A 25424-nucleotide genomic window follows, 5' to 3' on the forward strand; every position below is an offset into this window, starting at 1 on the left:
TATCGCCCGTATGGGCATCTCTGAAGGAACCTTCTGTGAGTCAGGCAACCAGCCTACGAAAACGACACCGATTTAACAGTCGTATGACCCGTATCGTATTGCTTATCAGCTTTATCTTCTTCTTTGGGCGTTTCGTCTACTCCTCCATCGGTGCGTGGCATCACCACCAGGACAAAAAAGAGTCCCAGCAGCGTAGTCTGCAGCAGCAAACACTCCCTGTACAAACTGACGATCGCTAACTTCTGACGTCGTACACTAAAGATTCCTTACCGAATGGCTAATCGTAGCACATTTAACCATCCGGTAAGGGATTTGAACCGTCTCATATTTAAGTATCTCACCGCACGATCACACAATCTTTTATTTCCTTTTCCCCGCACCATTCGCACTGCGTTTTCCGCCCTTGATTGATAAAAGAAAAGGCCGAAAAAAATGAACAAACCATCGCCAATACATACATCAAGGCGATACCAGCCATATATATATAAATATTAAACATGTAGTTATGTAAATACTGATCCATATTTAAAAACAACAGGGAGTTGTTATGAATAGTTTTACCTTATTTCCAAAAATAAGACATGCGTTAGAATGGATGGCCGGAAACAGCGATGCGATGATTCAATTTGGCTGGAACGTTGTTGCCGCGATTATTCTGTTATTCGTCGGTAAATTTATTTCTCGCCTGCTCGCCCACGGTCTGGAAAAACTGCTGATCAAACGCAAGGTCGATATCACTATCGTCCAGTTCTTTACCGCACTGGTGCGCTATATCACACTGGCTTTCTCAGTCGTTGCCGCGCTAGGTCGCGTGGGTATTGAAACCTCATCCATTATTGCGGTCATTGGCGCCGCGGGCCTGGCCGTCGGTCTGGCGCTGCAAGGATCGTTATCGAATTTCGCGGCTGGGGTGTTGTTGGTCTCTTTACGCCCTTTCCGCGCCGGAGAAGTCGTGCAGATTGGCGCGATGACCGGAAAGGTGGAGAAGGTGCATATTTTCTCTACCACCCTGCTGACCGGCGACAGTAAAGAAGTGGTGATCCCGAATGGGAAGATTATTGCCGATAACATTATCAACTACTCACGCCACCCGTTCCGCCGTATTGATCTGGTGATCGGTGTTGGCTACCAGAGTCGTATTGCAGATGTAAAGCGCGTCATCAACCAGCTTATTGAGGAGGATAAACGTATTGACCGCCAGCGCGGGGTGACTGTTCGCCTGGGGGAGTTAGCTGCATCGTCATTAAATTTCTACGTGCGCGTATGGGTGCCTAACGCCGAGTACTGGAACACTTATTACGATCTGCTGGAAAACATCAAAGAAGCGCTGGACGCTAACCATATCGACCTGCCCTATCCGCAGATGGATATTCGCGTCGAGAACGTCGCTGCAAAGCAACAATCTCATTTACAGTTGGTTGATTAATCTGTACTTCCCCTCTTCGAATTCTAAAAAGTCGCTGTAATAAAATGCTGATATTTAATCGGAAATAAGCGTGCGAGTATAAAACGTTTATAAAAAAAACCCTCTGTGATAGCAGAGGGCTTTATCAACTACGCGTTAATTGCGCGAGGGAATGTTACTCCCACTCGATCGTGGCTGGCGGCTTACCGCTGATGTCATACACGACGCGTGAAATACCGTTCACTTCGTTGATGATGCGGTTAGACACACGGCCCAGGAAGTCATACGGCAGGTGCGCCCAATGCGCGGTCATAAAGTCGATGGTTTCGACCGCACGCAGAGAAACCACCCAGTCGTATTTACGGCCATCACCCATCACACCAACAGAACGAACCGGCAGGAACACGGTGAACGCCTGACTCACTTTGTTGTACAGATCGGCTTTGTGCAGTTCTTCAATGAAGATAGCGTCCGCACGACGCAGCAGGTCGCAGTACTCTTTCTTCACTTCGCCCAGCACGCGTACGCCCAGACCTGGCCCCGGGAACGGGTGACGGTAAAGCATGTCGTACGGCAGGCCCAGCTCCAGACCAATTTTACGCACTTCGTCTTTGAACAGCTCTTTCAGCGGCTCAACCAGACCCATCTTCATCTCTTTTGGCAGACCGCCTACGTTATGGTGAGATTTGATGACGTGCGCTTTACCGGTCGCAGAAGCGGCAGATTCAATCACGTCCGGGTAGATGGTGCCCTGCGCCAGCCATTTCACATCTTCCAGCTTCAGCGCTTCTTCGTCAAAGACTTCAACAAAGACGCGGCCAATGATCTTACGTTTCGCTTCCGGATCGTTCTCGCCTTTCAGCGCGGTCAGGAAGCGCTCTTCAGCCGGAACGTGAACAATGTTCAGACCAAAGTGATCACCAAACATATCCATCACCTGCTCGGCTTCATTCAGACGCAGCAGACCGTTATCGACGAAGACACAGGTCAGATTTTTACCGATCGCACGGTGCAGCAGCATCGCCGTGACGGAAGAGTCCACGCCACCGGAAAGGCCGAGGATCACTTTGTCATCGCCCACCTGCTGGCGGATGCGCTCAACAGCGTCGTCGATGATTTTTGCCGGCGTCCACAGCGCTTCACACTGGCAGATGTCGCGGACAAAACGCTCCAGCATGCGCATCCCCTGACGGGTGTGGGTCACTTCCGGGTGGAACTGAACGCCGTAAAAGCGTTTTTCTTCGTTCGCCATAATGGCAAACGGGCAGCTTTCGGTGCTGGCAACGGTGACGAAATCGGACGGGATCGCCGTCACTTTATCGCCGTGGCTCATCCACACGTCCAACAGCGGTTTGCCATCTGCGGTCAGGGAGTCCTCGATACCGCGAACCAGCGCACTGTCGGTTACAACTTCAACCTGCGCGTAGCCGAATTCACGCTCAGTCGAACCTTCAACATGACCGCCCAACTGCATCGCCATTGTCTGCATGCCGTAGCATACGCCGAAGACCGGAACACCGGCTTCGAAAACGTATTGCGGTGCACGCGGGCTGTTTTCTTCCGTGGTACTTTCCGGGCCGCCGGAAAGAATGATACCGCTAGGATTAAACTCGCGAATCTGTGCTTCAGTCACATCCCACGCCCACAGTTCACAGTAAACGCCCAGTTCACGCACGCGACGTGCAACCAGCTGTGTGTACTGCGATCCGAAATCAAGGATGAGAATGCGATGCTTGTGAATATTGTCTGTCATTGACGCTAATTCCGAGGCAAGTGAAACAATAACAAAACGCCCGGTTAAAACCGGGCGCGGAAACTTATCAGGAGCCCATACGGTAGTTCGGGGACTCTTTGGTGATGGTCACGTCGTGAACGTGGCTTTCCTGAATACCCGCACCACTGATACGTACGAATTCCGCTTTAGTACGCAATTCGTCGATAGTACCACAGCCAGTCAGCCCCATACAGGAGCGCAGGCCGCCCATCTGCTGGTGAATGATCTCTTTCAGGCGGCCTTTATAGGCAACGCGACCTTCGATACCTTCCGGCACCAGTTTGTCAGCGGCGTTATCGCTCTGGAAGTAACGGTCAGAAGAACCTTTGGACATCGCACCCAGAGAGCCCATACCGCGGTAGGATTTGTAAGAACGCCCCTGGTAAAGTTCGATTTCACCCGGGGATTCTTCCGTGCCCGCCAGCATGGAGCCCACCATCACTGCGCTTGCGCCAGCCGCGATGGCTTTGGCGATATCGCCAGAGAAACGGATACCGCCGTCAGCGATAACCGGAATCCCCATGCCTTCCAGCGCTTCAACAGCATCAGACACTGCGGTGATCTGCGGAACACCCACACCAGTCACGATACGCGTGGTACAGATGGAGCCTGGGCCGATACCCACTTTCACCGCGCTCACGCCAGCGTCCGCCAGAGCACGAGCGCCCGCACCGGTCGCCACGTTACCGCCAATGATTTGCAGATCCGGGTATTTCGCACGGGTTTCACGAATACGCTGCAAAACGCCTTCTGAATGGCCGTGAGAAGAGTCGATCAGCAGTACATCAACACCTGCCGCGACCAGCGCATCAACACGCTCTTCGTTGCCAGCGCCTGCGCCAACCGCAGCGCCAACGCGCAGACGGCCATGCTCATCTTTACAGGAGTTCGGTTTACGTTCGGCTTTCTGGAAGTCTTTTACGGTGATCATGCCAAGCAGATGGAAGCTGTCATCAACAACCAGCGCTTTCTCAACGCGTTTCTCGTGCATTTTTGCCAGCACGACGTCACGCGCTTCGCCTTCGCGAACGGTGACCAGACGCTCTTTCGGCGTCATGTAAACGCTGACCGGTTGGCTCAGGTCGGTTACAAAACGCACGTCACGACCGGTGATGATCCCGACCAGTTCGTTGTCTTGCGTCACGACCGGGTAGCCTGCAAAGCCATTGCGTTCGGTCAGTTCTTTCACTTCACGCAGAGTGGTCGTCGGCAGAACGGTTTGCGGGTCAGTTACTACGCCAGATTCATGTTTTTTCACGCGGCGAACTTCTTCTGCCTGACGCTCAATTGACATGTTTTTGTGGATAAAACCGATGCCGCCTTCCTGTGCCAGTGCAATCGCGAGGCGCGCTTCAGTCACGGTATCCATCGCTGCGGAGAGCATAGGAATGTTCAGACGAATGGTTTTCGTCAACTGCGTGCTGAGGTCAGCAGTATTCGGCAGAACGGTGGAATGAGCGGGAACAAGGAGGACGTCGTCAAACGTCAAAGCTTCTTTAGCAATACGTAGCATGGGCAATATCTCTAACCTGGGGGTGGATAAATATTGCCGTGGCATTATACAGAGCGTAATCGGTTGCATCCACACTTTTTTGCAAATAATGCTTGCGCTCCTGCTCAGGCGGGTTACTATCGATTGAATAACCTGCTGATTTAGAATTTGATCCCGCTCACATGTTATCCTCTCAGACCTCCGCAATTTTTACTGTTAGCCGCCTTAATCAGACGGTTCGTCTGCTGTTAGAACAGGAGATGGGACAGGTCTGGATCAGCGGCGAGATTTCCAATTTCTCGCAGCCGTCATCGGGGCACTGGTACTTCACGCTGAAAGATGACACGGCACAAGTCCGCTGTGCAATGTTCCGCAACAGCAATCGTCGGGTGACCTTTCGCCCTCAGCACGGCCAGCAGGTTCTGGTTCGCGCCAATATCACCCTGTACGAGCCGCGCGGCGACTATCAGATTATCGTCGAAAGCATGCAGCCTGCCGGTGAAGGTCTGCTCCAGCAAAAGTATGAACAATTAAAAGCTAAACTGCAGGCTGAAGGGCTTTTTGATCAGCAGCATAAGCAGCCGCTTCCCTCTCCTGCCCACTGCGTGGGGGTGATTACCTCAAAAACCGGGGCCGCGCTGCACGATATTCTCCATGTCCTGAAACGTCGCGATCCCTCTTTACCGGTTATCATCTATCCGACCGCCGTCCAGGGTGACGACGCACCGGGGCAAATTGTCCGCGCAATCGAACTGGCGAATACGCGCCAGGAGTGTGATGTCCTGATCGTCGGGCGCGGCGGCGGTTCGCTGGAAGATTTATGGAGCTTTAACGACGAGCGCGTCGCACGGGCTATTTTTGCCAGCGCGATCCCGGTAGTCAGCGCCGTCGGCCACGAAACGGACGTCACTATTGCCGATTTTATTGCCGACCTGCGTGCGCCGACGCCTTCGGCCGCCGCTGAAATGGTCAGCCGAAATCAGCAAGAGTTGCTGCGTCAGATCCTGTCTGCACAGCAGCGTCTCGGCATGGCGATGGATTACTTTCTGGCGAACCGCAGTCGTCGATTCACCCAGATCTATCATCGCCTGCAACAGCAACATCCACAGCTGCGTCTCGCTCGTCAGCAAACGGCACTGGAGAGGTTGCATCAGCGCATGAACGTGGCCATCGACGGTCAGTTGAAGCGCACCAGCCAGCGGCAATCCCGTCTGCTGCAACGCCTGAGCCAGCAAAATCCGCAACCGCGCATTCATCGCGCGCAAACCCGCATTCAGCAACTGGAATATCGGTTGGCGGAGAATGTGCGTTCCCGTCTGAGCGCCACGCGGGAACGCTTTGGCAATGCGGTAACACATCTGGAAGCGGTCAGCCCACTCTCAACTCTGGCACGTGGCTACAGCGTCTCTACCGCCAACGATGGCAAAGTGCTGAAAAAAGTGAAACAGGTGAAAACGGGTGATGTGATGACCACCCGACTGGAAGACGGCTGGGTGGAGAGCCAGGTCACTGATATTAAACCGGTGAAGAAGCGCGCCCGCAAGTAAGTGGCTCAGCCTCTGGCAGAAACTGAGCAACGTCCGGTCACGCGTCAGGCAGCGTAAACTCAACGCGTTTTTTGGAAATCAGCCCGTGGCCATTCTGGCAAAAATAATCCACCGCGCCACAAGCTTTCAACACCTGTAGCGGCTGGTGGCAATCCGGGCATCGCGCTTCAACGGTAAAATCTGTATGGCAGGTCGCGCAATGGGCCGTTTCTCCATTGCGTTCCAGCAAGTTTTGACAAACAGGGCAAATCAGTTCCATATCACCTCCTTCACTCTCCTCTTCAGCTGAAGAGGATGCCAATGACCAGGACGTTCTGTCCTGAAGATACAGACACCAAAAAGCCCGACGGTCGCGGGCTTTTAGGCATTATCTGAATGGCAGATAAGTTATTACTTACTTTTCTTGATGTGTTTAATCAGACGCTTACGCTTGCGCATCTGGGTCGGCGTCAGCGTATTGCGCTTGTTGGCATACGGGTTCTCGCCCTCTTTAAACTGAATGCGGATCGGCGTCCCCATCACTTCCAGCGATTTACGGAAGTAGTTCATCAGGTAGCGCTTATAGGAATCCGGCAGGTCTTTAACCTGGTTACCGTGAATCACCACAATCGGCGGGTTATAGCCCCCCGCGTGAGCATATTTCAGTTTCACGCGACGACCACGGACCAGCGGCGGCTGATGATCTTCGACCGCCATCGTCATGATACGGGTCAGCATCGCCGTGCTAACGCGACGGGTGGAGCTGTCATAGGCTTCGCGGACGGATTCAAACAGATTGCCGACACCGCTGCCATGCAGCGCAGAGATAAAATGCACGCGCGCGAAATCGATAAAGCCCAGACGGAAGTCCAGCGTTTCTTTCACCTGCTCTTTCACTTCCTGAGTCAGGCCATCCCACTTGTTCACTACGATGACAAGTGAGCGCCCACTATTGAGGATGAAGCCCAGCAGCGACAGATCCTGATCAGAGATACCTTCGCGGGCATCAATCACCAGCATCACCACGTTAGCGTCTTCAATCGCCTGCAATGTTTTGATAACCGAGAACTTTTCCACCGCATCGGTGATTTTGCCGCGCTTACGCACTCCGGCAGTATCGATCAGCACGTATTCGCGCTCATCGCGTTCCATCGGGATATAAATACTGTCACGGGTGGTGCCTGGCATGTCATAAACCACCACGCGATCTTCACCCAGGATACGGTTAGTCAGTGTGGACTTACCGACGTTAGGACGACCGACAATCGCCAGCTTAATCGGCAGATCCTGCGGATTGAAGTCATCTTCGGGCTCTTCTTCACCGTTCTCGTCGGCTTCAAACTGCGCCCAGTATTCGGCGTCTTCATCCACCTCTTCCTGCGGCGCGGCATCGTCCATCCATGGCAGCAGGACGTGTTCCAGCAGACTGAGCACGCCACGGCCATGAGACGCGGCGATCGGATGAATCTCCCCCAGACCCAGCGAGTAGAAATCAACGATGGCCTGATCCGGATCGAGTCCGTCCGTTTTGTTGGCAACCAGGAACGTCGGTTTTTCACGAGAGCGTAAATGCTGGGCGATAGCTTCATCGGCAGGCATCAGGCCAGCACGCGCATCCACCATGAACAGCACCACATCCGCCTCTTCAATCGCCAGCAGCGACTGTTCCGCCATGCGGGTTTCTACGCCATCTTCGGTGCCGTCAATCCCACCGGTATCGATGCAGATAAACTCACGACCTTCAATCTCCGCACGACCGTACTTACGGTCACGAGTCAGACCCGGGAAATCCGCAACCAGCGCATCTCGGGTGCGAGTTAGACGGTTAAATAACGTGGATTTTCCGACGTTAGGGCGCCCGACAAGCGCGACCACAGGTACCATGTTTAAAGCCTCATTTTAAAAATCATCAGACAACAGACGCGATTTTTGCGCCGTTGTTAAAAACAGGAAAACGGCCCCTGCACCAGGAGCCGTTTTTTAAAGCGTACGACCAGGACGATTAACGTGTAATGGAATACACGGTACCGTCTTTGGCCTGGATCAGCAGTTTGCCATCGGCAGAGACCGGTTCGGTCAGGAAGCCGGAGCTGTCTACTTTCTGCTGAGCCACAAAACGGCCGTCTTCGACGTTAAGCCAGTGCAGATAACCTTCGCTGTCACCCACCACCAGGTTGCCATTATACAACGCCGGGGAAGTCAGCAGACGGTGCAGCAGATCGCTTTGCGTCCACAGCGTGACGCCGCCATCGGTAGTCAGCGCCAGTACGCGGTCATTCTGATCCACCAGGTAGATACGGTTACCGTCGACGATAAAGTCATTCACCGAGCCCAGTTCACGTTTCCACATGATCTGACCGCTGCGCAGATCCAGCGCAGTCAGGTTACCATTATAAGCCAGGGCGTAAACGACGCCATTAACGATTACCGGGGTGGTGTCCACATCGCTCAGACGGTCAATCTCAGTAGAACCGGTCGCCTGAGAAATACGCTGCTGCCAGATCATCTGGCCTTGCTGCATCAGTACGGCGCTCACGCGGCCGTTATCGCCACCGACAATGGCCGCGCCAAAGGCGGTTGCCGGCGCGGATTCGCCACGCAGGGACAGCGAAGGCATATCCAGGTTCACGGTCCACTTAATGGCGCCATCGGCTTCATTCAGTGCCTGCAACTGACCGTTGCTGGTATGAATCAGCACCATGCCGTCGCTAACTACCGGACGGGAGAGCGCTTCGCCCGCCACTTTGGTTTGCCATGCAACCGTACCGTCCGCCGCGTTCAGCGCATAAACCTGCGCTTTTTCGCTGCCGATATAGACGTGACCGCCTGCAACCGTTACGCCGCCAGACAACTGCGCTGACGAGCGTGAGAACCAGCCATCTTTCTCACCCAGGTTAACCGACCAGACTTCTTTTCCGTCATCAGCATTTAACGCTTTCACCACGCCAGCGCGATCGGCTGCGTAGACCACGTTATCGGCATACGCCGGGTGGAGGTTGGAATAGAAATCACCGATACCATTGCCTACAGACGTGCTCCAGGCTGTAGACGGGGTAAACTGATTTTCAACCACCGGTAATGGGGACATTTTAACAACGTCTTCTTCGCCACTAAACAGTGAACAGCCGCTCAACAGGGTAACGGAAAGCAGCCCTGGCAGAAGTAATTTACGCAATTGCATCGGGTCCCTCTCAGATGGACAAATTATTGATTTTCATCTGCATCATTTCGCTCAGTGCCGGGGAGGCGTTACTTTTCACGCCCGCTTCCCACGCACTACGCGCACCTTGTTTATCACCTTTGCTCAGCAATGCTTCGCCGCGCAGATCGGCAACAATTGCCGCCCATCCTTCACCCTTCACGCTATCCAGGGTTTTCAGCGCCGTATCCGCCTGCTTGAGTTGAACCTGAACGCGAGCAAGACGCAGCGTGATCACCGCGTTAAGATTCTCATCACTCGTGGCGGCCAGTCCCTGCTGAAGCTGGGCTGCGGCTTTCTCAAGTTGATTCTGATCGACAAACTGCTGCGCCAGTTCCATCGACGCTAACGCGCCGTAGGTGTTCTTATTGTCGGCAGCAAATTTCTCTGCGGCTGACAGGTCTTCCGCTTTACCCGCGCTGAGCGAACTCACCACGGTTTGATATGACAGAGAAGCAGAGCGTGCGGACTCAGTCTGATGACTGTTCCAGTAGCGCCAGCCTACCAGCGCACCAACACCTAAAATAACCCCAACAGCCAGAGCTTTGCCGTTTTCGGCAAAGAAGCGTTTAATCGCATCAACCTGGTCGTTTTCGTTCTCGTAAATTTCCACGCAGTCCTTCTCCTTAAGCCATTAACGTGCGCAAATGGGCGGCAACGCTATCCTGTGCCACCTCGGTTTGCTCACCGGAGCGCAAATCCTTCACTACAACGGTACCAGCAGCCACTTCGGACTCGCCAAGCACCAGTGCAACGCGGGCGCCCCATTTATCAGCTCGGGCAAACTGTTTCTTAAAGTTGCCGCCGCCGTGGTTTGTCATCAGCTTCACGCCCGGGATTTCATCACGCACGCGCTCGGCCAGTGTCATTGCCGCAGACTGCGTATCCGCGCCTGAAGCGACCAGGTATATATCGACAACAGAATCGGCTTTAAATTCCGGATTAACTGCCTGAACCAGTAAAACAAGTCGTTCCAGGCCCATTGCAAAACCCACTCCCGGGGTCGCGCGACCGCCGAGTTGCTCAACCAGTCCGTCATAACGACCGCCCGCACAGACGGTGCCTTGTGAACCCAGACTGCTGGTGACCCACTCAAACACCGTACGGTTATAGTAGTCGAGACCACGAACCAGACGCTGGTTGACGGTGTAGGCAATGCCAGCGGCTTCCAGCAGTTTGCACAGACCCGCAAAGTGTTCGCGGGAATCGTCATCCAGATAATCGCCAAGCTGAGGTGCATCGTTGAGCAACGCCTGCACTTCCGGATTCTTTGAATCCAGCACGCGCAGCGGGTTGGAGTACATGCGACGTTTGCAGTCTTCGTCCAGTTTCTCAACGTGCTGTTCGAGGAACGCCACCAGCGCATCGCGGTAGTTTGCACGCGCGTCCAGCGAGCCAATGGAGTTCAGCTCCAGATTGACATGCTCAGCAATACCCAGCGCGCGCCACCAGCGTGCGGTTAACATGATCAGTTCGGCATCAATATCCGGCCCTTGCAGACCAAAGGCTTCGACACCCAACTGATGAAACTGACGATAGCGCCCTTTCTGCGGACGCTCGTGGCGGAACATCGGCCCGATATACCACAGGCGCTGTTCCTGATTGTACAGGAGACCATGCTCGATGCCGGCGCGTACACAGCCCGCCGTGCCTTCCGGACGCAGCGTCAGGCTATCGCCATTGCGGTCCTCAAAGGTATACATCTCTTTTTCAACCACGTCGGTCACTTCACCGATCGCGCGTTTGAATAACGGGGTCTGCTCTACAATCGGCAAGCGGATTTCACTGTAACCGTAGCTGCCGAGCACGTTTTTGAGTGTGCCTTCAATGCGCTGCCAGATGGCGGTCTCGCCAGGCAGATAATCGTTCATGCCGCGAATGGCTTGAATGTTTTTTGCCACGTTTATTCTCTTTCTGAATATAAAAATGAACCCTCAGCGCTTCCCCGAGCGATACGGGAGCCATGCGGGTTCAATCATACACGGGAAGCACGCCGCTTCCCATCACGTTATTATTTTTCAACCTGCTGCACGTTAATCCGCTGCGCTTCGTCGAGCATTGTCGCTTTGGCGCGGATACGGGCTTCAAGCTGGTCAATCATATCGCTATTGTCCAGACGATCTTTACGCACGCCATCTTCATAGAGACCACTTTTCTTATTGCCGCCAGTTACGCCCAACGTGGAGACCAGCGCTTCGCCCGGTCCGTTAACCACGCAGCCAATAATGGATACATCCATAGGCGTAATGATGTCTTCCAGACGCTGTTCCAATGCGTTAACCGTACCAATCACGTCAAATTCCTGACGCGAACAGGTCGGACAGGCGATGAAGTTGATCCCGCGAGCACGAATGCGCAGAGACTTCAGGATATCGAAGCCAACCTTAATCTCTTCCACCGGATCGGCAGCCAGCGAAACGCGCAGCGTATCGCCAATCCCTTCGGAGAGCAGCAGGCCAAGACCGATTGCCGATTTCACCGCACCACTGCGCGCACCACCGGCTTCGGTGATCCCTAAATGCAGTGGTTGATCGATTTGCTTCGCCAGCAGACGATAGGATTCAACGGCGAGGAAAACGTCAGACGCTTTTACGCTGACCTTGAACTGATCAAAGTTCAGACGATCGAGATGATCCACATGGCGCATGGCCGATTCCAGCAAGGCCTGCGGCGTAGGTTCGCCGTACTTTTCCTGCAGATCTTTTTCCAGCGATCCGGCGTTAACACCGATACGAATCGGGATATTTTTATCACGCGCGCAATCCACCACCATGCGGATACGCTCTTCATTGCCGATGTTGCCTGGATTAATACGCAGGCAGTCAACACCGTACTCCGCCACTTTGAGTGCAATACGGTAGTCGAAGTGAATGTCGGCGACCAGCGGAACAGAAACCTGTTGCTTGATCAGTTTGAAGGCTTCTGCGGCATCCATCGTTGGTACGGAGACACGAACAATGTCAGCGCCAACGCGTTCCAGCGCTTTGATCTGATTAACCGTCGCTTCCACATCCGTGGTCCGCGTGTTGGTCATCGACTGGACGGCGATGGGTGCCCCATCGCCAATCGGCACATTCCCAACGTAAATACGCGTTGATTTTCTACGTTGAATTGGAGCCTGGTTATGCATGAAAAATCTCCCGCGTTACCCGTCTATTACTGCGCCGGTGATTGTTCGGCATTTAGGGTCAGACGCGCAACCTGATTAGTTCTGATAAAACGGCTCAGATCGACAGGTTTTCCTTGATACTGGATCTGCACCGCAGCCGGCGCGCCAATTTTAAGCTTGTAAGGCGCCTGACCGGTCAGGTTTAAATTGCCATCTTTACGCTGCATTCCGCTGAACAGCTTTTTGCCCGTCGCATCGCTCACTTCCAGCCAGCAATCGGCGGTAAAATTCATCACCAGTGCGTTTGGATCGGCAGCGGCTTCCACACCCGCCTGATTGGTCGGCAACGGTGCCGCACCATCCGGCGTTGCCGGTGTCACAGGAGAGGTTGTTGCGGTATCAACGTTGGCCTGAGAAGGCGCGACCACGGCGTTCTGCTGCGGGTCAACCGCAGGAGCCGTCGTCGGCGCAGGCGTTTGCGCCGTCTCCGCCGGACCGGTGGCCGCAGGCGTGTTGTCCTGCGTTGCCGTCGCGCTGGTATCCAGCGGCACGCTTTGCGTGTTTTCGCTGTTGGCGTTCAGCTCAGCAGAGGATTGATCGGCCATCGTGGAGATCTCTTCCTGCTGCGCTTTGTGGTTTTGCCACCACCATGCGCCCGTCAGGCCAACCACCACAAACAGCACCAGCCAGGTAAACGTCATCAACCAGCCATCGCGCTTTCTACGACGTTTGCCTAATGAGAAGCTCTGCATCGGTGCCACTTTCGCCGCACGAACCGGCGCCTGTTTCTCCAGAGCCGGTAACAGTTCTTCTTCAGGAATATGGACCAGACGTGCATAAGAGCGAATGTATCCGCGCAGGAACGTTGAAGCCAGGTCGGCAGGCGCCTTATCGTCTTCAATGTCGCGTACAGTGGATACCTTCAGGCAAAGTCGCTCAGCGACAGCCTGCTGGCTGAGTCCGAGTTGTTCACGGGCATTGCGTAGGCGAACGCCGGTGGATTGTGCTTCATGTTGGTCGTGAGTGGCTTCAGTATTCATTCGCTACAGCTGCTGGTGAAAATTAGGGTTCAGGCGCCGGCGAGTCACAATGCCCACCCACACCGCGAAAATCGGTTCAGTCAACCTGAGTCAAACAGTATAAACCTCTCTGCTGACTCTTAACAAAAACAGCTTAAGCCTGAGGGCTAAACTATTGTCGCGCCGTACATACTGCCTTAAAGTCGACAAAAACGCACCGTTATTATTGACCGGACAAGTACAACCCTGGCCCTCATGCAAATTACACTGCGCCACAGCACAAAAATACGGCTGTGGCGCATTGCGCATCAGACGGTTTTAACGTCGATAGCCTCACCCTGCATACGCTTACGTAGCGTACGTTTAGTCCGGTCGATCACATCCCCCGCCAGTTGTCCGCAGGCAGCGTCAATATCATCACCGCGCGTTTTACGCACAATGGTGGTAAAGCCGTAGCTCATCAGCACCTTAGAGAAACGGTCAATACGGCTATTAGAACTACGTCCATAAGGCGCCCCCGGGAACGGGTTCCATGGGATCAGGTTGATTTTACAAGGCGTGTCTTTCAGCAACTCCGCCAGTTGATGCGCATGCTCTGTGCCATCGTTAACGTGATCCAGCATGACGTATTCGATGGTGACGCGTCCCTGGTTGGCATTGGATTTCTCCAGATAGCGGCGAACCGCGCCCAGGAAGGTTTCGATATTGTACTTTTTGTTGATTGGCACAATTTCGTCACGAATTTCGTCATTCGGCGCGTGTAGCGAGATCGCCAGCGCGACGTCAATCATGTCACCCAATTTGTCGAGCGCAGGCACGACGCCGGAAGTCGACAGCGTGACGCGACGCTTGGACAAACCGAAGCCGAAATCATCAAGCATGATTTCCATGGCCGGCACGACGTTAGTCAGGTTGAGCAGCGGTTCCCCCATCCCCATCATCACCACGTTGGTGATTGGACGCTGACCGGTGATTTTCGCCGCGCCAACAATTTTCGCCGCACGCCAGACCTGACCAATAATTTCAGAAACACGCAGGTTACGGTTAAAACCCTGCTGTGCGGTTGAACAGAATTTGCATTCCAGCGCACAGCCCACCTGCGAAGAGACGCACAGCGTGGCGCGATCCTCTTCCGGGATATACACCGTTTCGACGCGCTGATCGCCCACGGCAATCGCCCATTTGATGGTGCCATCGGAGGAGCGCTGTTCTTCAACCACTTCCGGTGCGCGGATTTCCGCCACCTCTTTGAGCTTGTTGCGCAGCACTTTGTTGATGTCAGTCATCTCATCAAAGTTGTCGCTGCAATAGTGGTACATCCATTTCATCACCTGGTCAGCGCGAAACGGCTTCTCACCCATCTCTTTAAAGAATTCGCGCATCTGCTGACGGTTCAGATCCAGCAGGTTGATTTTGCCATTTTTCGCAGGAACCGCAGGGGTGATGATTTCGGAAGTGTTAACTAATTCAGACATAATTTTTTCCGGCCTCGTTGTTACACGTTATGGCCCATGGGAGGTTGAAAAGAAACGCCCCGGTAAGCAGTGCTCATCCGGGGCGTTGCATTGTACAAAGTCTGGCGCAAGGATGCCACGTTTGCACGCGGCATTTACCGAAAAATTATTCCCAACGGGATCAACGTGTGCGAGCGCACACTTCGCCTTCACCGAAGAAATAGGCGATTTCGCGCTGAGCGGATTCCACGGAATCAGAACCGTGAGTCCCGTTTTCAGTGAAGCTGTCGGCGTAGTCAGCGCGCAGCGTACCCGCCAGGGCGTTAGCCGGGTTGGTTGCACCCAGCAGATCGCGGTGACGCTGAACCGCATTTTCGCTTTCCAGCACGGACACCACGATAGGACCAGAGGTCATGAACTCAACCAGCCCGTCGAAGAACGGCTTGCCGTCGTGCTCAGCGTAAAAGCCGCGCGCCTGCTCAACGCTCAGATGCAGCATTTTGGTGCCGACAATTTTGAACCCTGCTGCTTCAAAGCGCGCAAAGATATTACCAATAACGTTTTTTGCCACCGCGTTTGGCTTGATGATGGAAAAAGTACGTTCAATAGCCATGATTACCTCTGAAAGATGTTCTGTTGTGTTTTACCTGGCGCGGATTATAAAGAGCATCCCGGCTATTGCATATGGATGAAGGTAACATTTTTTTAAAATAAGATGAGCATTAGCAACAAAAAGTGTCAATCTGGTCTACTGCAACGTAAACCTCACCGTCGCAACCTGCCCGCTCTCATCCATCGCCAGTAGCTGATAGTCACCTTTTTCGCGCAGACGTAGCGTGATACTGCGCTCACGTTCTTGCAGCGGTTCACCGTTGAGGAACCACCAGCGCACGCCTGCGCCGCCGCTGCTCTGAAGCGTCACGCTCGCCTCTGTGGCCCCCGGTAAACGTTTGACGATTGCGCCATCACGCACGCCTGACAGCAACAGTGGCAATGCGGGATCCTGTCCGTGCGGCGGACACGCCGCTGAGGATAACGGCAAGCGTGCGCTGCGACGCTCTGAAGCGGGCAACCACGGTTCAAGCGGCAACGGCCAGACAATCAGCATTTGTTCTTGCGCCTGCGGACAATCAGCGGCAACGCGTCGGCCCGCCTTATCCAGCCAGATCGGGAAACGAATACCGCTCACCCCTTCCTGTTCCGGCAGCAACAGCGTGGGCGGCTGCACGTCTTCCAGCAGCCAGGTGGCCAGACGACGCCGACAATTGCTGTCACCAGGGGGAAGAGATTGCCCGCCTGGCCAGCACACCACGCCACGGGTGACCGACTGCGGGCGCGGATCTTCCGGCAGCGAAGCGCCACGGGCTAAGAGCAGGTTGTTTACCTGATTGAGCAGCGGGATCGCACTGGCATAACCGAACTGTCCGGCAACGGGCGTGCCGTCCGGTCTGCCGGTCCAGATACCGATGACATAGCGGGCATTAAGGCCAATCGCCCACGCATCGCGATAACCATAGCTGGTGCCCGTTTTCCACGCCAGCGGGGCCACCCGGGGAAGCGCGCTATCCGGCAATGGCTGCGCTTCATCGGCCAAAATACGTCGGATAATCCACGCCGCGCCGGGCGACATCAGCCTGCGTTCAGCAAGTGGATCGCCCGGTTGCAAACGCAGTTTTCCCGCTTTGCCGTGGCGAGCAAAAGCGCTGTACCCCGCGACCATATCCTCAAGCCGCGCGCCTGCGCCCCCCAAAATAAGCGACAGATTAGGAGTCGCGCCCGCAGGCAAGTACAGCGGTAGTCCACTATTACGTAATTGTGCGGCAAAGCGCTTCGTACCGTAGGCCTCCAGCACCTGTACCGCAGGTAAATTCAGCGAGCGCACCAGCGCTTCGCTCATACTGACAGGGCCATGAAAGCCGCTGTCAAAATTCCCCGGACGATAGTCCCCGCTACGGCGTGGTACATCCTGCAATAAAGACGCCGGGTGGATTAATCCATCATCCAGCGCCAGTCCATAGACAAAAGGCTTGAGCACTGAGCCGGGTGATCGAATCGCCTTGACCATATCCACATGGCCGAAACGCGTGTCATCATTCAGATCGACCGATCCGACCCAGCCACGCACGCTCATGTCGGTGTGATCGACGACGATCATCGCCAGCGAACTGCGCGCTGGCAGCCTGCCCTTCCAGTTTTGCGCCAGCTCTTCCAGCTGTCGTTGCAGCCCGGCATCCAGAGTGGTAACAATTTTGTCGCCTTGATTTTTACCCAGCATCATCCGCGAGAACAGCGGTGCGAGTTGCGGCATCTGGCGGGGCGTCAGCCAGACCGGCTCTTCACGTGATTCCTCCACCTGGCGCGGTGACCAAATCCCCTGCATTGCCATCCGCTCAAGCACTTTGTTGCGCGCAGCTTCTGCCCGATCCGGCCAGCGATCAGGGCGCAGTCGACTCGGCGCCTGCGGTAATACCGCCAGTAACGCGGCTTCAGAGTAGCTGAGCTGTGACGGAGGTTTTCCGAGATAGGCCCAACTGGCCGCGCCAATCCCCTGCAACGTGCCGCCAAACGGCGCACGATTGAGGTACAGCGTCAGAATGTCGCGTTTTGAGAGATGCCATTCGAGCTGCAGAGCGCGCCAGAGCTGGCGAAACTTACCGCCGAACGTACGGGGGTGCGGATCCAGTAATCGCGCCACCTGCATGGTCAGCGTGCTGCCGCCGGAAATCACCCGCCCGGAGGAGAGATCCTGCCAGGCGGCGCGAAGTATAGAGAGAGGATTGACTCCAGGGTGTTGCCAGAACCAGCGATCTTCATAGTTGATGAGCGCCTCAAGATAGCGCGGGGAAACTTCTTCGAGCGTCACCGGATAACGCCAGATCCCATCCGCGTCGGCAAACCGCCACAGCGGCGTTCCGTCATGCGCCACAACCACCCGCGCCGGATTGACCTCGCGTAAAGGCAACGGCCAGATTTTGTCTGCCACCCAGACGGCGCAGACGAGTAAAACAGACGCGGCGACCAGCCAAAGCCAACCGCCGCGTTTACCGACTAATCGCCCCATTTACGGCTTAACAATCAGAATGCCTTCGGCCGCACCGGTTGCCCGCCATTGTGGAACATACATCGATTCCACCATAGGCATCGGCACCTGATAGGTTCCAGGCGTCACCGCACGCGCCAGATAGACCAGCGTCACCGGCTGTCCACGATTCACCGCCACGGCGGCAACAAAGCGGTCATCCCGAAACTCAACGTGCTGAATATCTGCCTGTTGCATCTGATTGAGCAGGTTTTGCACCTCGCTGCCGCTGTCCTGCAAGCTGGCGCTACCGTTGGCCAGATTCTGGTTTTCCAGTTCCAGCCCGGCTGGCAGCAGATCCACCACCAACGCATCCGGCACGTCCTGACTGGCTTTCACTTCCAGCCAGACCAGAACAAGTTCACCACTACGCAGGGAATCCAGCGATTTGCTCTGCCCGTCACTGCCCAGAATATGACGCTCAATCTGCAGCACATTGCTGGCGGGTGCCGGAGCCGATTGCGGATAGCCGCTCACGTCCAGACGCAACCACATCGGTTGAGCACCGTTATTCGTCACCTGCAACGCCGCAAGCTGATCGGCATCCAGGTTACGGGTTTGCGCTTTCTCTCCCGTCAGCGGTTGCTCCGCGAGAGAAGTCTGCGCCTGCCAGGTACCGGGTAGATCCTGCAGCGAACGGGCTGCCAGGAACAGCGCATTATTCTCCTGCGTTGACAGCCAGCGCTGACCAAACGCTTGTTCAGAGAGCGTGTTCAGCAGCGAGTTCTGGACGTCCGGCTTCAGGTTATTCTCTTCCAGCAGCGCCAGCATCAGGGCGTTATCGCGAAGCGGACTACCGTAATCGGCCAGCCACTGACGTTCATCGTGACGCGGGGTGGAGAGCGCCAGTGCAACCGCATCGTCACTTCGTTTCGCGTCGCCCATCGCTTTCAACGCCATGCCTAATTGCAGCAGCGGTAAGCCGGACGCCGCCTGACTGCGCCGTTCCCAGATCTCACGTAACGCGCCAAGCGGGGCTTTTTGCTGCCGCGCCAGGACCAGCGCGGCATAAGCCTGCACGGCAAATTTGCTTGCCTGTGTGTTGCTGGTGTAGCGAATCGACATCATTCCCGGATCCTGCAGATATCGCAGCAGGCGCGCGTTGCCCTGATTGATCCCCGCCGCTGGAACGCTATAGCCCTGCTCACCCGCCCGGACCAGGAAATCCATCGCATAGGCGGTCAGCCAGTACTCTTCTGGACCATTTTTGTCCCACAGCGCAAAACCACCGTTATCACGCTGCATTTGCAACAGGCGGGCAATCCCGGTTTCAATTGCCGCACGACGCTTCTCGTCGGTATCGCCCGCGATGCCCAGCGCTTGTAGCTGCGCGGCACTGGTATAAAGCGACGGGAACAGGCCGCTGGTGGTCTGCTCCAGACAGCCGTAAGGATACGCCTTCAGCTCGCGAATGTAGCGCGCCAGGTTTAACGGCGGTTTACCACTGAACAGTAGTTGGCCCTGTACCGTCACCGGAGAGAAATTCGTCAACCCTTCCTCGGGAAGGGTCCAGCTTTCACCCGGTTGCAGCATCACGCCGTTGTTGACCGTTTGCGCCGGGAATGCCGGACGGACGCCAATCTTCCACTGCTTTTGCTGCGGTCCGATGTCTTCTCCCGGCACGTTCAATCCGCTTAACGTCGCATACAGTTCACCATCACCAAATCCTTCTTTCGCACGAACAGGAACAAACAAGGTCGTACGCACGCCCGGCTCCAGATTGACCTGCGCAGGCTGGTCGCTGACCAGTTCGATCAGTCCGCTGGCGGTCAGCGTCACGTTCAGTGACTGTGGTCGATCGGTAAGGTTGGTCACGTCCAGCACCAGTCGCGAGGTATCGCCACCGGCCATAAAGCGCGGCATATTCAGCTCAGCAATGACCGGGGCGGCGACGATAGTTTTGCTTTCATTGCTGCCAAAGTCATCCGCCGTCCACGCCTGCGCCATCACGCGCAGTTCACCATTAAAATCGCCAATCGGCAGCGTCACACTGCCCTCACCCTGCTCATTCAGCGTGACCGGTTGCGCCTGCTGCGCCACGATGTTTACATGGTTGACCGGCGGTTTACCGCCACGCTTCAGTTCGTCGCCATCACCACCAAAGCGCAGTGCTGCCAGACGCCCCTGGCCCTCAATCACCTGGCCATAAATGTCATAAATATCCGCGCCGTAGCGTTTTTGCCCGAAGAAGGCCTGCCACGGATCCGGCGTAACGTAATCGGTAATGTTCAACACACCGCTGTCCACCGCCGACACCAGGACGTTGACCTGTTTTGGCGTCCCGCCATTTTTACTGCTGGCCTTGATCTTCACGGTCAACGGCTGGTTCGGACGCATTTTGGCCGGGCTTTCCAGCGCCAAATCCAGACGTCGGTTTTCATCCCCCAGCGGTAGATGCAGCAACCCTACGGCACGTTTCGGCGTTGCAGAACGGGATTTATCCCCCGGACGCACCACCAGCGTGCTCAGGTATAGATCGTGGCGATTCCACGACTTATCGACCGGAATGGAGAGATCCAGCCCTTGCGCCGGGACATCAATTTCCTGCCACCACAGCGGACCTTCACTGGATTCCACCATCGCATAGCCTTTCCCCGCCGCCGGCGCCGCAATATGCAGCTTCATGGTGTCGCCCGGACGATAGGCTGGTTTATCCAGCTTCAACGTAACGCGATCCGGCCGCGCCGCCCCGCTGCCATCACTGTTATCCTGCCAGCTGTAGCCCGCCCAGAAACGGATGCTGCTGATCGCATCGTTTGGCGCTTTCACTTCCAGTCGGTAGGCACCCCATTCGACCGGGAATGTCACTTTGCCGGTTTCATCGGCTTTCAGATCCAGCGTCTGCTCACCTTCCACCAGATCTTTTTGATCAAAGCGCGACTGCCAGCCTTCGCTTTCCAGCCAGTCCCAGTAGTAGTCGCGACGCTCACGAATCAAACGCACCTGTAACCCGGAGACCGCTTTCTTCTCTCCCTGGGCATCGACATAGACAATGTCAAAAGCGGCGTTGCTGTCTTCATCGACAATCGGCTGATTCACCGTGGTATCGGTGCGGTAGTCATACACCGCTTTCACCGCAAATTGCGGACGGATACCCGGTAATGTGTCGGCCGGCCAGATCGCCTGCTCAGCGCGACGCGTTACTGGACGACCACCGGACTCCAGCAGACTGGCCTGCAAAATGACCTTCAACGGTGAGTGGGTTTCACGCCATGCGCTGTTGGTGCTGATGTCGCCACGTCCGGTTTCATCCAGCGTCAGTTGGACTTCATCGAGACTGCGCGACAGGTTTTCCTCGGCAATATTGCCAAACTGGAAGCCTGGCAATGACGGTACAGCATCACGCAGCGGGCGCAGATACAGCTGTCCCTGCAAGGCATTGCCATTCGCCGGGGCACCGTAGAGGTAGTAGCCAACCACCGAGAATTTCACCTCGTCAGACGGCGCCAAAGGCGTTTTTTGGCTGGTGAGATTCAGCGCCATTCGCTCCGGCATGAAATCTTCAACGTGGAAATCCCACATCCGACTTTGGTTATCGCCCGTGTTGGCGCGAATGTGCCACATTCCGGTCGGCGCGCCGCTGTCCAGCGAATAAGTAAAGCGATACAGCCCGTTATCCGGTTGACTGACGACAGTACGAATCACCTGGCCGTCCGGCTTAACCACTTCCAGCTTCACTGGCTGATCGGGCAGCGTCTTACCGTCGCTGTCACGCAGTAGACCGTTGAGGATCACCGTCTCGCCGGGACGATAGAGATCGCGCGGGCCAAACATAAAGAACTGTTTGCTGTAGCCGGGATCCCCCGCGATATCAAACTCCGCTAGATCCAGCGCCGGGAGTTTCAGATCCAGCAGCGTGGTTTGCCCCTCTTTACGCGCCAGCAACAGCGCGGCATTCTGGTGGTTTTCAAGCTGTACATGGCCTTTCGCATCGCTGGTCGCTTTCGCCAGGGTCTGTCCTTTTTCATCCAGCAAAGCGACATCTACCCCCTGCTGCGCGGCGCCATTCTCCAGACTTTGCGTAAACACATCGAGTCGGTTCTGATAGCGGTGGACCGAGACGCCGATGTCGCTGAGCGTGAACAACGTTGCGGCGTTGCTGTACTCGTACTGCCCGGCTTTGGTCATCACCGCAACGTAGACCCCCGCCTGCTGCAGCGGCTTAATCTCGCTCAGCGGCAGAAGGAGTTTTTCGCGGGTGTTACGCGCAGGATTGAGATCGAAGCGACCGGTGTAGACCAAATCCGCCATTTTCAGCAGATTGTCGGACTCCCAGTTGGACATTGAATTCCGATACTCCCACTGACTGACAAAGGCCGCCAGCGATTCGGGTTTCACGCGGAAGAAGTTAACGTCTACGTTGTTCACGTTGAGCGCCATCACTGGCAGCCCTTCCACCACTTTCCCCGGCAGCAGTGAACCGCGGCTGGCAAAGCCTACGCTAGGCTGGATATCACGCGTGGTGAGGCTTTTCTCATAGTTAATTTCGAAGATCGCTTTGTTCAGCGCCCTGAGATCGCGCTCAATGGTCACCAGCAGGTCACGATTAGGTTCCAGGTGGCGTAGACGCAGCTCTTTCAGATTCGGCGACAGTTCCCATGCGCCATCGACTTTGCCGCTTTTTTTATCCACCACGTGGACGATACGGGCAAAATCCTGTTCAGGATCTAACGGGATGGAAAAGGTCAACACCAGCGTGGATGCGCCGTCCAGCTGCACCTCTGAGGTATCCAGCAGCGTCAGCGCTTTACCTTCGCTTTGTTGGGCCAGTTTCTGCAGCTTTGCGGTATCTTTTTCCGCTTTCTTTTCCGCCTCGGGCTGTGCAACGGAGGCAGATTGTGTCGCAGGGGCGTCTTTTTTCCCCACCGTAAGGGCTTTATCGTTGTTGTCGCACCCAGCCAGCGCCAGCATGAGCATGCAGGCAACTACGCGTATGTGTTTCATTTTTCATCCCTGGCCAGCACGGCCCGTTAGCAACGTAGAACCGTTATTATGCGTGAGATTTCACTTTGTGTAAGTCTCTATCCCCCCCATCTTGTCCGAATTTAATTAAGAAATGTGGGATCACCGGACAAATCAGTCTCTTTTACTTGTCCCCTGTCGGCAAAGGCCTGACAATTTACCGGACACCTGATAAACATGGAGATCCCCATGACTACCGCCTTTTTTGTCGCCGCCGACTGGCTTGCCGAGCATATTGACGATCCGCAGATTCAAATTATCGACGCCCGTATGGCACCGCCAGGACAGGAAGACCGCGACGTTGCGCAAGAGTATCGCTCGGGGCATATCCCGGGTGCGGTGTTTTTCGATATTGAAGCGCTCTCCGACCACACTTCACCTCTGCCACATATGATGCCGCGCCCGGAAAGCTTCGCCGTGGCGATGCGTGAACTGGGGGTGCATCAGGATAAACATCTGATCGTGTATGACGAGGGAAATCTGTTTTCCGCCCCGCGCGCGTGGTGGATGCTGCGCACCTTTGGCGTGGAGAACGTGTCTATTCTGGGAGGTGGACTGGCGGGCTGGCAACGTGATGAATTGCCGCTACAGGAAGGTAACGTCGAACTGCCGGAAGGCGAGTTTGATGCGGCATTTACCCCTGAAGCCGTCGTGCGCGTCACCGACGTCCTGCTCGCCAGCCATGAGAAAAGCGCACAGATTGTCGATGCCCGCCCGGCTGCACGTTTTAATGCTGAAGTCGACGAGCCGCGTCCAGGTCTCAGACGTGGTCATGTACCCGGCGCCTTAAACGTGCCGTGGACAGAACTGGTTCAGGAAGGCGAATTAAAAACAACCGACGAACTGGATGCCATCTTCTTTCGCCACGGGGTCAGTTTTGATCGTCCGATCATCGCCAGCTGTGGTTCTGGCGTGACGGCAGCCGTCGTCGTGCTGGCGCTTGCGACGCTGGATGTGCCAGATGTCACGTTGTACGACGGCGCGTGGAGTGAATGGGGATCGCGTGCCGATTTACCGGTAGAACCGGCTGACGCTAAATAAATTCTGATTTCTTAGTCTGTTTCGCCCACAAAAAAACCGCTCAAACGCTTGAGCGGTTTTTTTATGCTGGTCCGGTTCGCGGCCTTTCCAGCTGGCTGTGTTGCCATAGCAACGCAGGCACGTCGTAGTGGGGTAATACTCTCTTTTAAGAAAGATAATGTCAAGTTAGTTAGCCAGAAAACTATTATGAAGTTGATGTATTATTCTTCCCGGCCCTTTTCGCCGCCTCGCAAGCGGGCACTGACTTTAGAAATGGATGTCCCATGGCCGTTAGCGCAGGCACGTCGTAGTGCTTGCTGTCACGGCATTATCGCCAGTGGTGCTGTCGTGAAGCGGTCTTCGCATGGACCGCACAATGAAGATACGGTACGTCTGTATCGTGCTTCTTGTTTCTGGTGTGTTGTGCCTTCACGCAGACCAGAGTTACCCCGGTAATTCTGGTCTCGTAAAAACCAACGATCAGGGCAGGTAAGCGAGGATGCCGCCTTTCGGGGCGGCTTTCCTTCACTTAAATAATCCGGTTCTGTTTGAAATCACGCAGGAACCCACCCCAGCGGCGTTCGTAGAACGGCGCGATGTGTTCGGTGATAAAGTGGCTAATCCCTTTCTCACCTTTTTTCACCTGACAGATATCGATCGGTTCATCGCCCGGTAGCGTATCGGTTGCCACGCTGCCAGCTGCATGAATAATCTCCTCAATATCCCCATCGGCCTCAATACCAATCAGCAGATTGGCCTCGGCGTCCGCGCGCTCTTTAATTGAGCAGAGAAACGCACGCTTCACCGGCTTGATGGTCTTAAACAGCGTCGTGAGCGAATCGATCATCTGTGCTGGTGGTTCGGCCACTTCGGAGAGGATCAGCGATTCCCCACCTTCCAGCACTTCCTGCGTACTCAGCGGATTGCCCTCTTCCCCCATCAGCAGGCTGATTTCGCGCGGCATGAACTCTTTACCGGTCGGCAATTTGGCGTTGAGAAACAGCGTTTCGCCGAGCGTCATTTCAAACAGCGTCCGGACCGGCATCACCACAAACGCCTGCTCATCTTCGACGGCCTGCTGCAACGCTTCCAGTGAAGTGAAAAAAGGGATAACGGTAGTGCCATCTTCTTTTTCCCAGTGCTGAAGATCGAGCGCGCTGTCTTCGACAATCGCTTCGCCTTCTGCCGCGGTGCCAGGTACCCAGACGGTGGATTCCAGCAGGGTGCGGAAAAATGCCGGACGGTGTGCGGGTTCAGTCGCCGCCTGCTCCAGCAGGGTTTCTAATTCGTTTTTTGTTTCGGACATAGGGATCACAAATTATATATGGACTGTAGGCCCGATAAGACGCACTGCATCGCCATCAGGCAAAATGCCGGGTGGCGCT

General features: G+C 55.3%; 19 protein-coding genes. 5 read left to right on the top strand and 14 right to left on the bottom strand.

Annotated features, from left to right (window positions below; genetic code table 11):
* Nucleotides 1-35 precede the first annotated feature (35 nt).
* Both AL479_RS02600 and mscS read left to right on the top strand, forming a co-directional pair.
* A complete protein-coding gene (locus AL479_RS02600) occupies nt 36-239 on the top strand; it encodes a YfgG family protein (RefSeq protein WP_061074955.1) in 204 nt (67 codons plus the stop codon).
* A 308-nt stretch (nt 240-547) separates the two neighbouring features.
* Nucleotides 548-1426 (top strand): small-conductance mechanosensitive channel MscS, encoded by an 879-nt coding sequence (gene mscS / locus AL479_RS02605; RefSeq protein ID WP_061074956.1) that lies wholly within the window; start codon nt 548-550, stop codon nt 1424-1426.
* A gap of 154 nt (nt 1427-1580) precedes the next feature.
* On the opposite strand, the gene guaA is transcribed toward mscS, so the two are convergent.
* Together guaA and guaB are read right to left on the bottom strand one after the other, a co-directional pair.
* Nucleotides 1581-3158 (bottom strand): glutamine-hydrolyzing GMP synthase, encoded by a 1578-nt coding sequence (gene guaA / locus AL479_RS02610; RefSeq protein ID WP_061074957.1) that lies wholly within the window; start codon nt 3156-3158, stop codon nt 1581-1583.
* 67 nt (nt 3159-3225) lie between these two features.
* Nucleotides 3226-4692: an IMP dehydrogenase gene (guaB, locus tag AL479_RS02615; RefSeq protein WP_061074958.1), complete on the bottom strand. Its 1467-nt coding sequence runs from the start codon at nt 4690-4692 to the stop codon at nt 3226-3228.
* 161 nt (nt 4693-4853) lie between these two features.
* Here guaB and xseA point away from each other — a divergent pair, with 161 nt between their 5' ends.
* The gene (gene xseA, locus AL479_RS02620) at nt 4854-6218 is read left to right on the top strand and encodes an exodeoxyribonuclease VII large subunit (RefSeq protein ID WP_061074959.1); all 1365 of its coding nucleotides are present in this window, start codon (nt 4854-4856) and stop codon (nt 6216-6218) included.
* Between the two features lie 37 nt (nt 6219-6255).
* Here the strand turns inward: xseA and AL479_RS02625 are convergent, their stop codons facing one another.
* The 11 genes from AL479_RS02625 to AL479_RS02680 all read right to left on the bottom strand — a co-directional run bounded on the left by AL479_RS02625 (nt 6256) and on the right by AL479_RS02680 (nt 23001).
* A complete protein-coding gene (locus tag AL479_RS02625; RefSeq protein WP_061074960.1) occupies nt 6256-6477 on the bottom strand; it encodes a zinc ribbon domain-containing protein in 222 nt (73 codons plus the stop codon).
* Nucleotides 6478-6608: 131 nt separating this feature from the next.
* The gene (gene der / locus AL479_RS02630) at nt 6609-8081 is read right to left on the bottom strand and encodes a ribosome biogenesis GTPase Der (RefSeq protein ID WP_061074961.1); all 1473 of its coding nucleotides are present in this window, start codon (nt 8079-8081) and stop codon (nt 6609-6611) included.
* A 118-nt stretch (nt 8082-8199) separates the two neighbouring features.
* Complete coding sequence (gene bamB / locus AL479_RS02635; RefSeq protein ID WP_042999835.1) at nt 8200-9378, bottom strand: outer membrane protein assembly factor BamB; 1179 nt, start codon at nt 9376-9378, stop codon at nt 8200-8202.
* Nucleotides 9379-9388: 10 nt separating this feature from the next.
* Complete coding sequence (locus AL479_RS02640) at nt 9389-10009, bottom strand: YfgM family protein (RefSeq protein WP_061074962.1); 621 nt, start codon at nt 10007-10009, stop codon at nt 9389-9391.
* Nucleotides 10010-10022: 13 nt separating this feature from the next.
* The gene (gene hisS / locus AL479_RS02645) at nt 10023-11297 is read right to left on the bottom strand and encodes a histidine--tRNA ligase (RefSeq protein WP_061074963.1); all 1275 of its coding nucleotides are present in this window, start codon (nt 11295-11297) and stop codon (nt 10023-10025) included.
* A gap of 110 nt (nt 11298-11407) precedes the next feature.
* Nucleotides 11408-12526, bottom strand: a complete 1119-nt coding sequence (gene ispG / locus AL479_RS02650) for a flavodoxin-dependent (E)-4-hydroxy-3-methylbut-2-enyl-diphosphate synthase (RefSeq protein WP_042999832.1) — start codon at nt 12524-12526, stop codon at nt 11408-11410.
* Nucleotides 12527-12552: 26 nt separating this feature from the next.
* Entirely contained in the window at nt 12553-13545 is a 993-nt protein-coding gene (rodZ, locus tag AL479_RS02655) for a cytoskeleton protein RodZ (RefSeq protein ID WP_061074964.1), read from the bottom strand.
* Nucleotides 13546-13832: 287 nt separating this feature from the next.
* Nucleotides 13833-14999: a bifunctional tRNA (adenosine(37)-C2)-methyltransferase TrmG/ribosomal RNA large subunit methyltransferase RlmN gene (locus AL479_RS02665; RefSeq protein ID WP_061074965.1), complete on the bottom strand. Its 1167-nt coding sequence runs from the start codon at nt 14997-14999 to the stop codon at nt 13833-13835.
* Between the two features lie 160 nt (nt 15000-15159).
* On the bottom strand, nt 15160-15591 hold the full coding sequence (gene ndk, locus AL479_RS02670; RefSeq protein WP_046485030.1) for a nucleoside-diphosphate kinase: 432 nt from the start codon (nt 15589-15591) through the stop codon (nt 15160-15162).
* 135 nt (nt 15592-15726) lie between these two features.
* The gene (gene pbpC, locus AL479_RS02675) at nt 15727-18039 is read right to left on the bottom strand and encodes a peptidoglycan glycosyltransferase PbpC (RefSeq protein ID WP_061074966.1); all 2313 of its coding nucleotides are present in this window, start codon (nt 18037-18039) and stop codon (nt 15727-15729) included.
* On the bottom strand, nt 18040-23001 hold the full coding sequence (locus AL479_RS02680) for an alpha-2-macroglobulin family protein (protein WP_061074967.1): 4962 nt from the start codon (nt 22999-23001) through the stop codon (nt 18040-18042). It abuts the gene before it with no gap.
* Between the two features lie 207 nt (nt 23002-23208).
* On the opposite strand from AL479_RS02680, the gene sseA reads away from it, so the two are divergent.
* Both sseA and timP read left to right on the top strand, forming a co-directional pair.
* Complete coding sequence (gene sseA / locus AL479_RS02685) at nt 23209-24060, top strand: 3-mercaptopyruvate sulfurtransferase (RefSeq protein WP_061074968.1); 852 nt, start codon at nt 23209-23211, stop codon at nt 24058-24060.
* 355 nt (nt 24061-24415) lie between these two features.
* Nucleotides 24416-24532 carry a small toxic inner membrane protein TimP gene (gene timP, locus AL479_RS24165; RefSeq protein ID WP_367399696.1) on the top strand — a complete coding sequence of 39 codons (117 nt, stop codon included), beginning with the start codon at nt 24416-24418 and terminating at the stop codon, nt 24530-24532.
* Between the two features lie 36 nt (nt 24533-24568).
* Here the strand turns inward: timP and sseB are convergent, their stop codons facing one another.
* Nucleotides 24569-25345, bottom strand: coding sequence for an enhanced serine sensitivity protein SseB (sseB, locus tag AL479_RS02695; protein WP_061074969.1), 777 nt, complete (start codon nt 25343-25345; stop codon nt 24569-24571).
* Between the last annotated feature and the right edge of the window lie 79 nt (nt 25346-25424).

Source organism: Citrobacter amalonaticus (assembly GCF_001559075.2).
Lineage (GTDB): Bacteria > Pseudomonadota > Gammaproteobacteria > Enterobacterales > Enterobacteriaceae > Citrobacter_A > Citrobacter_A amalonaticus_F.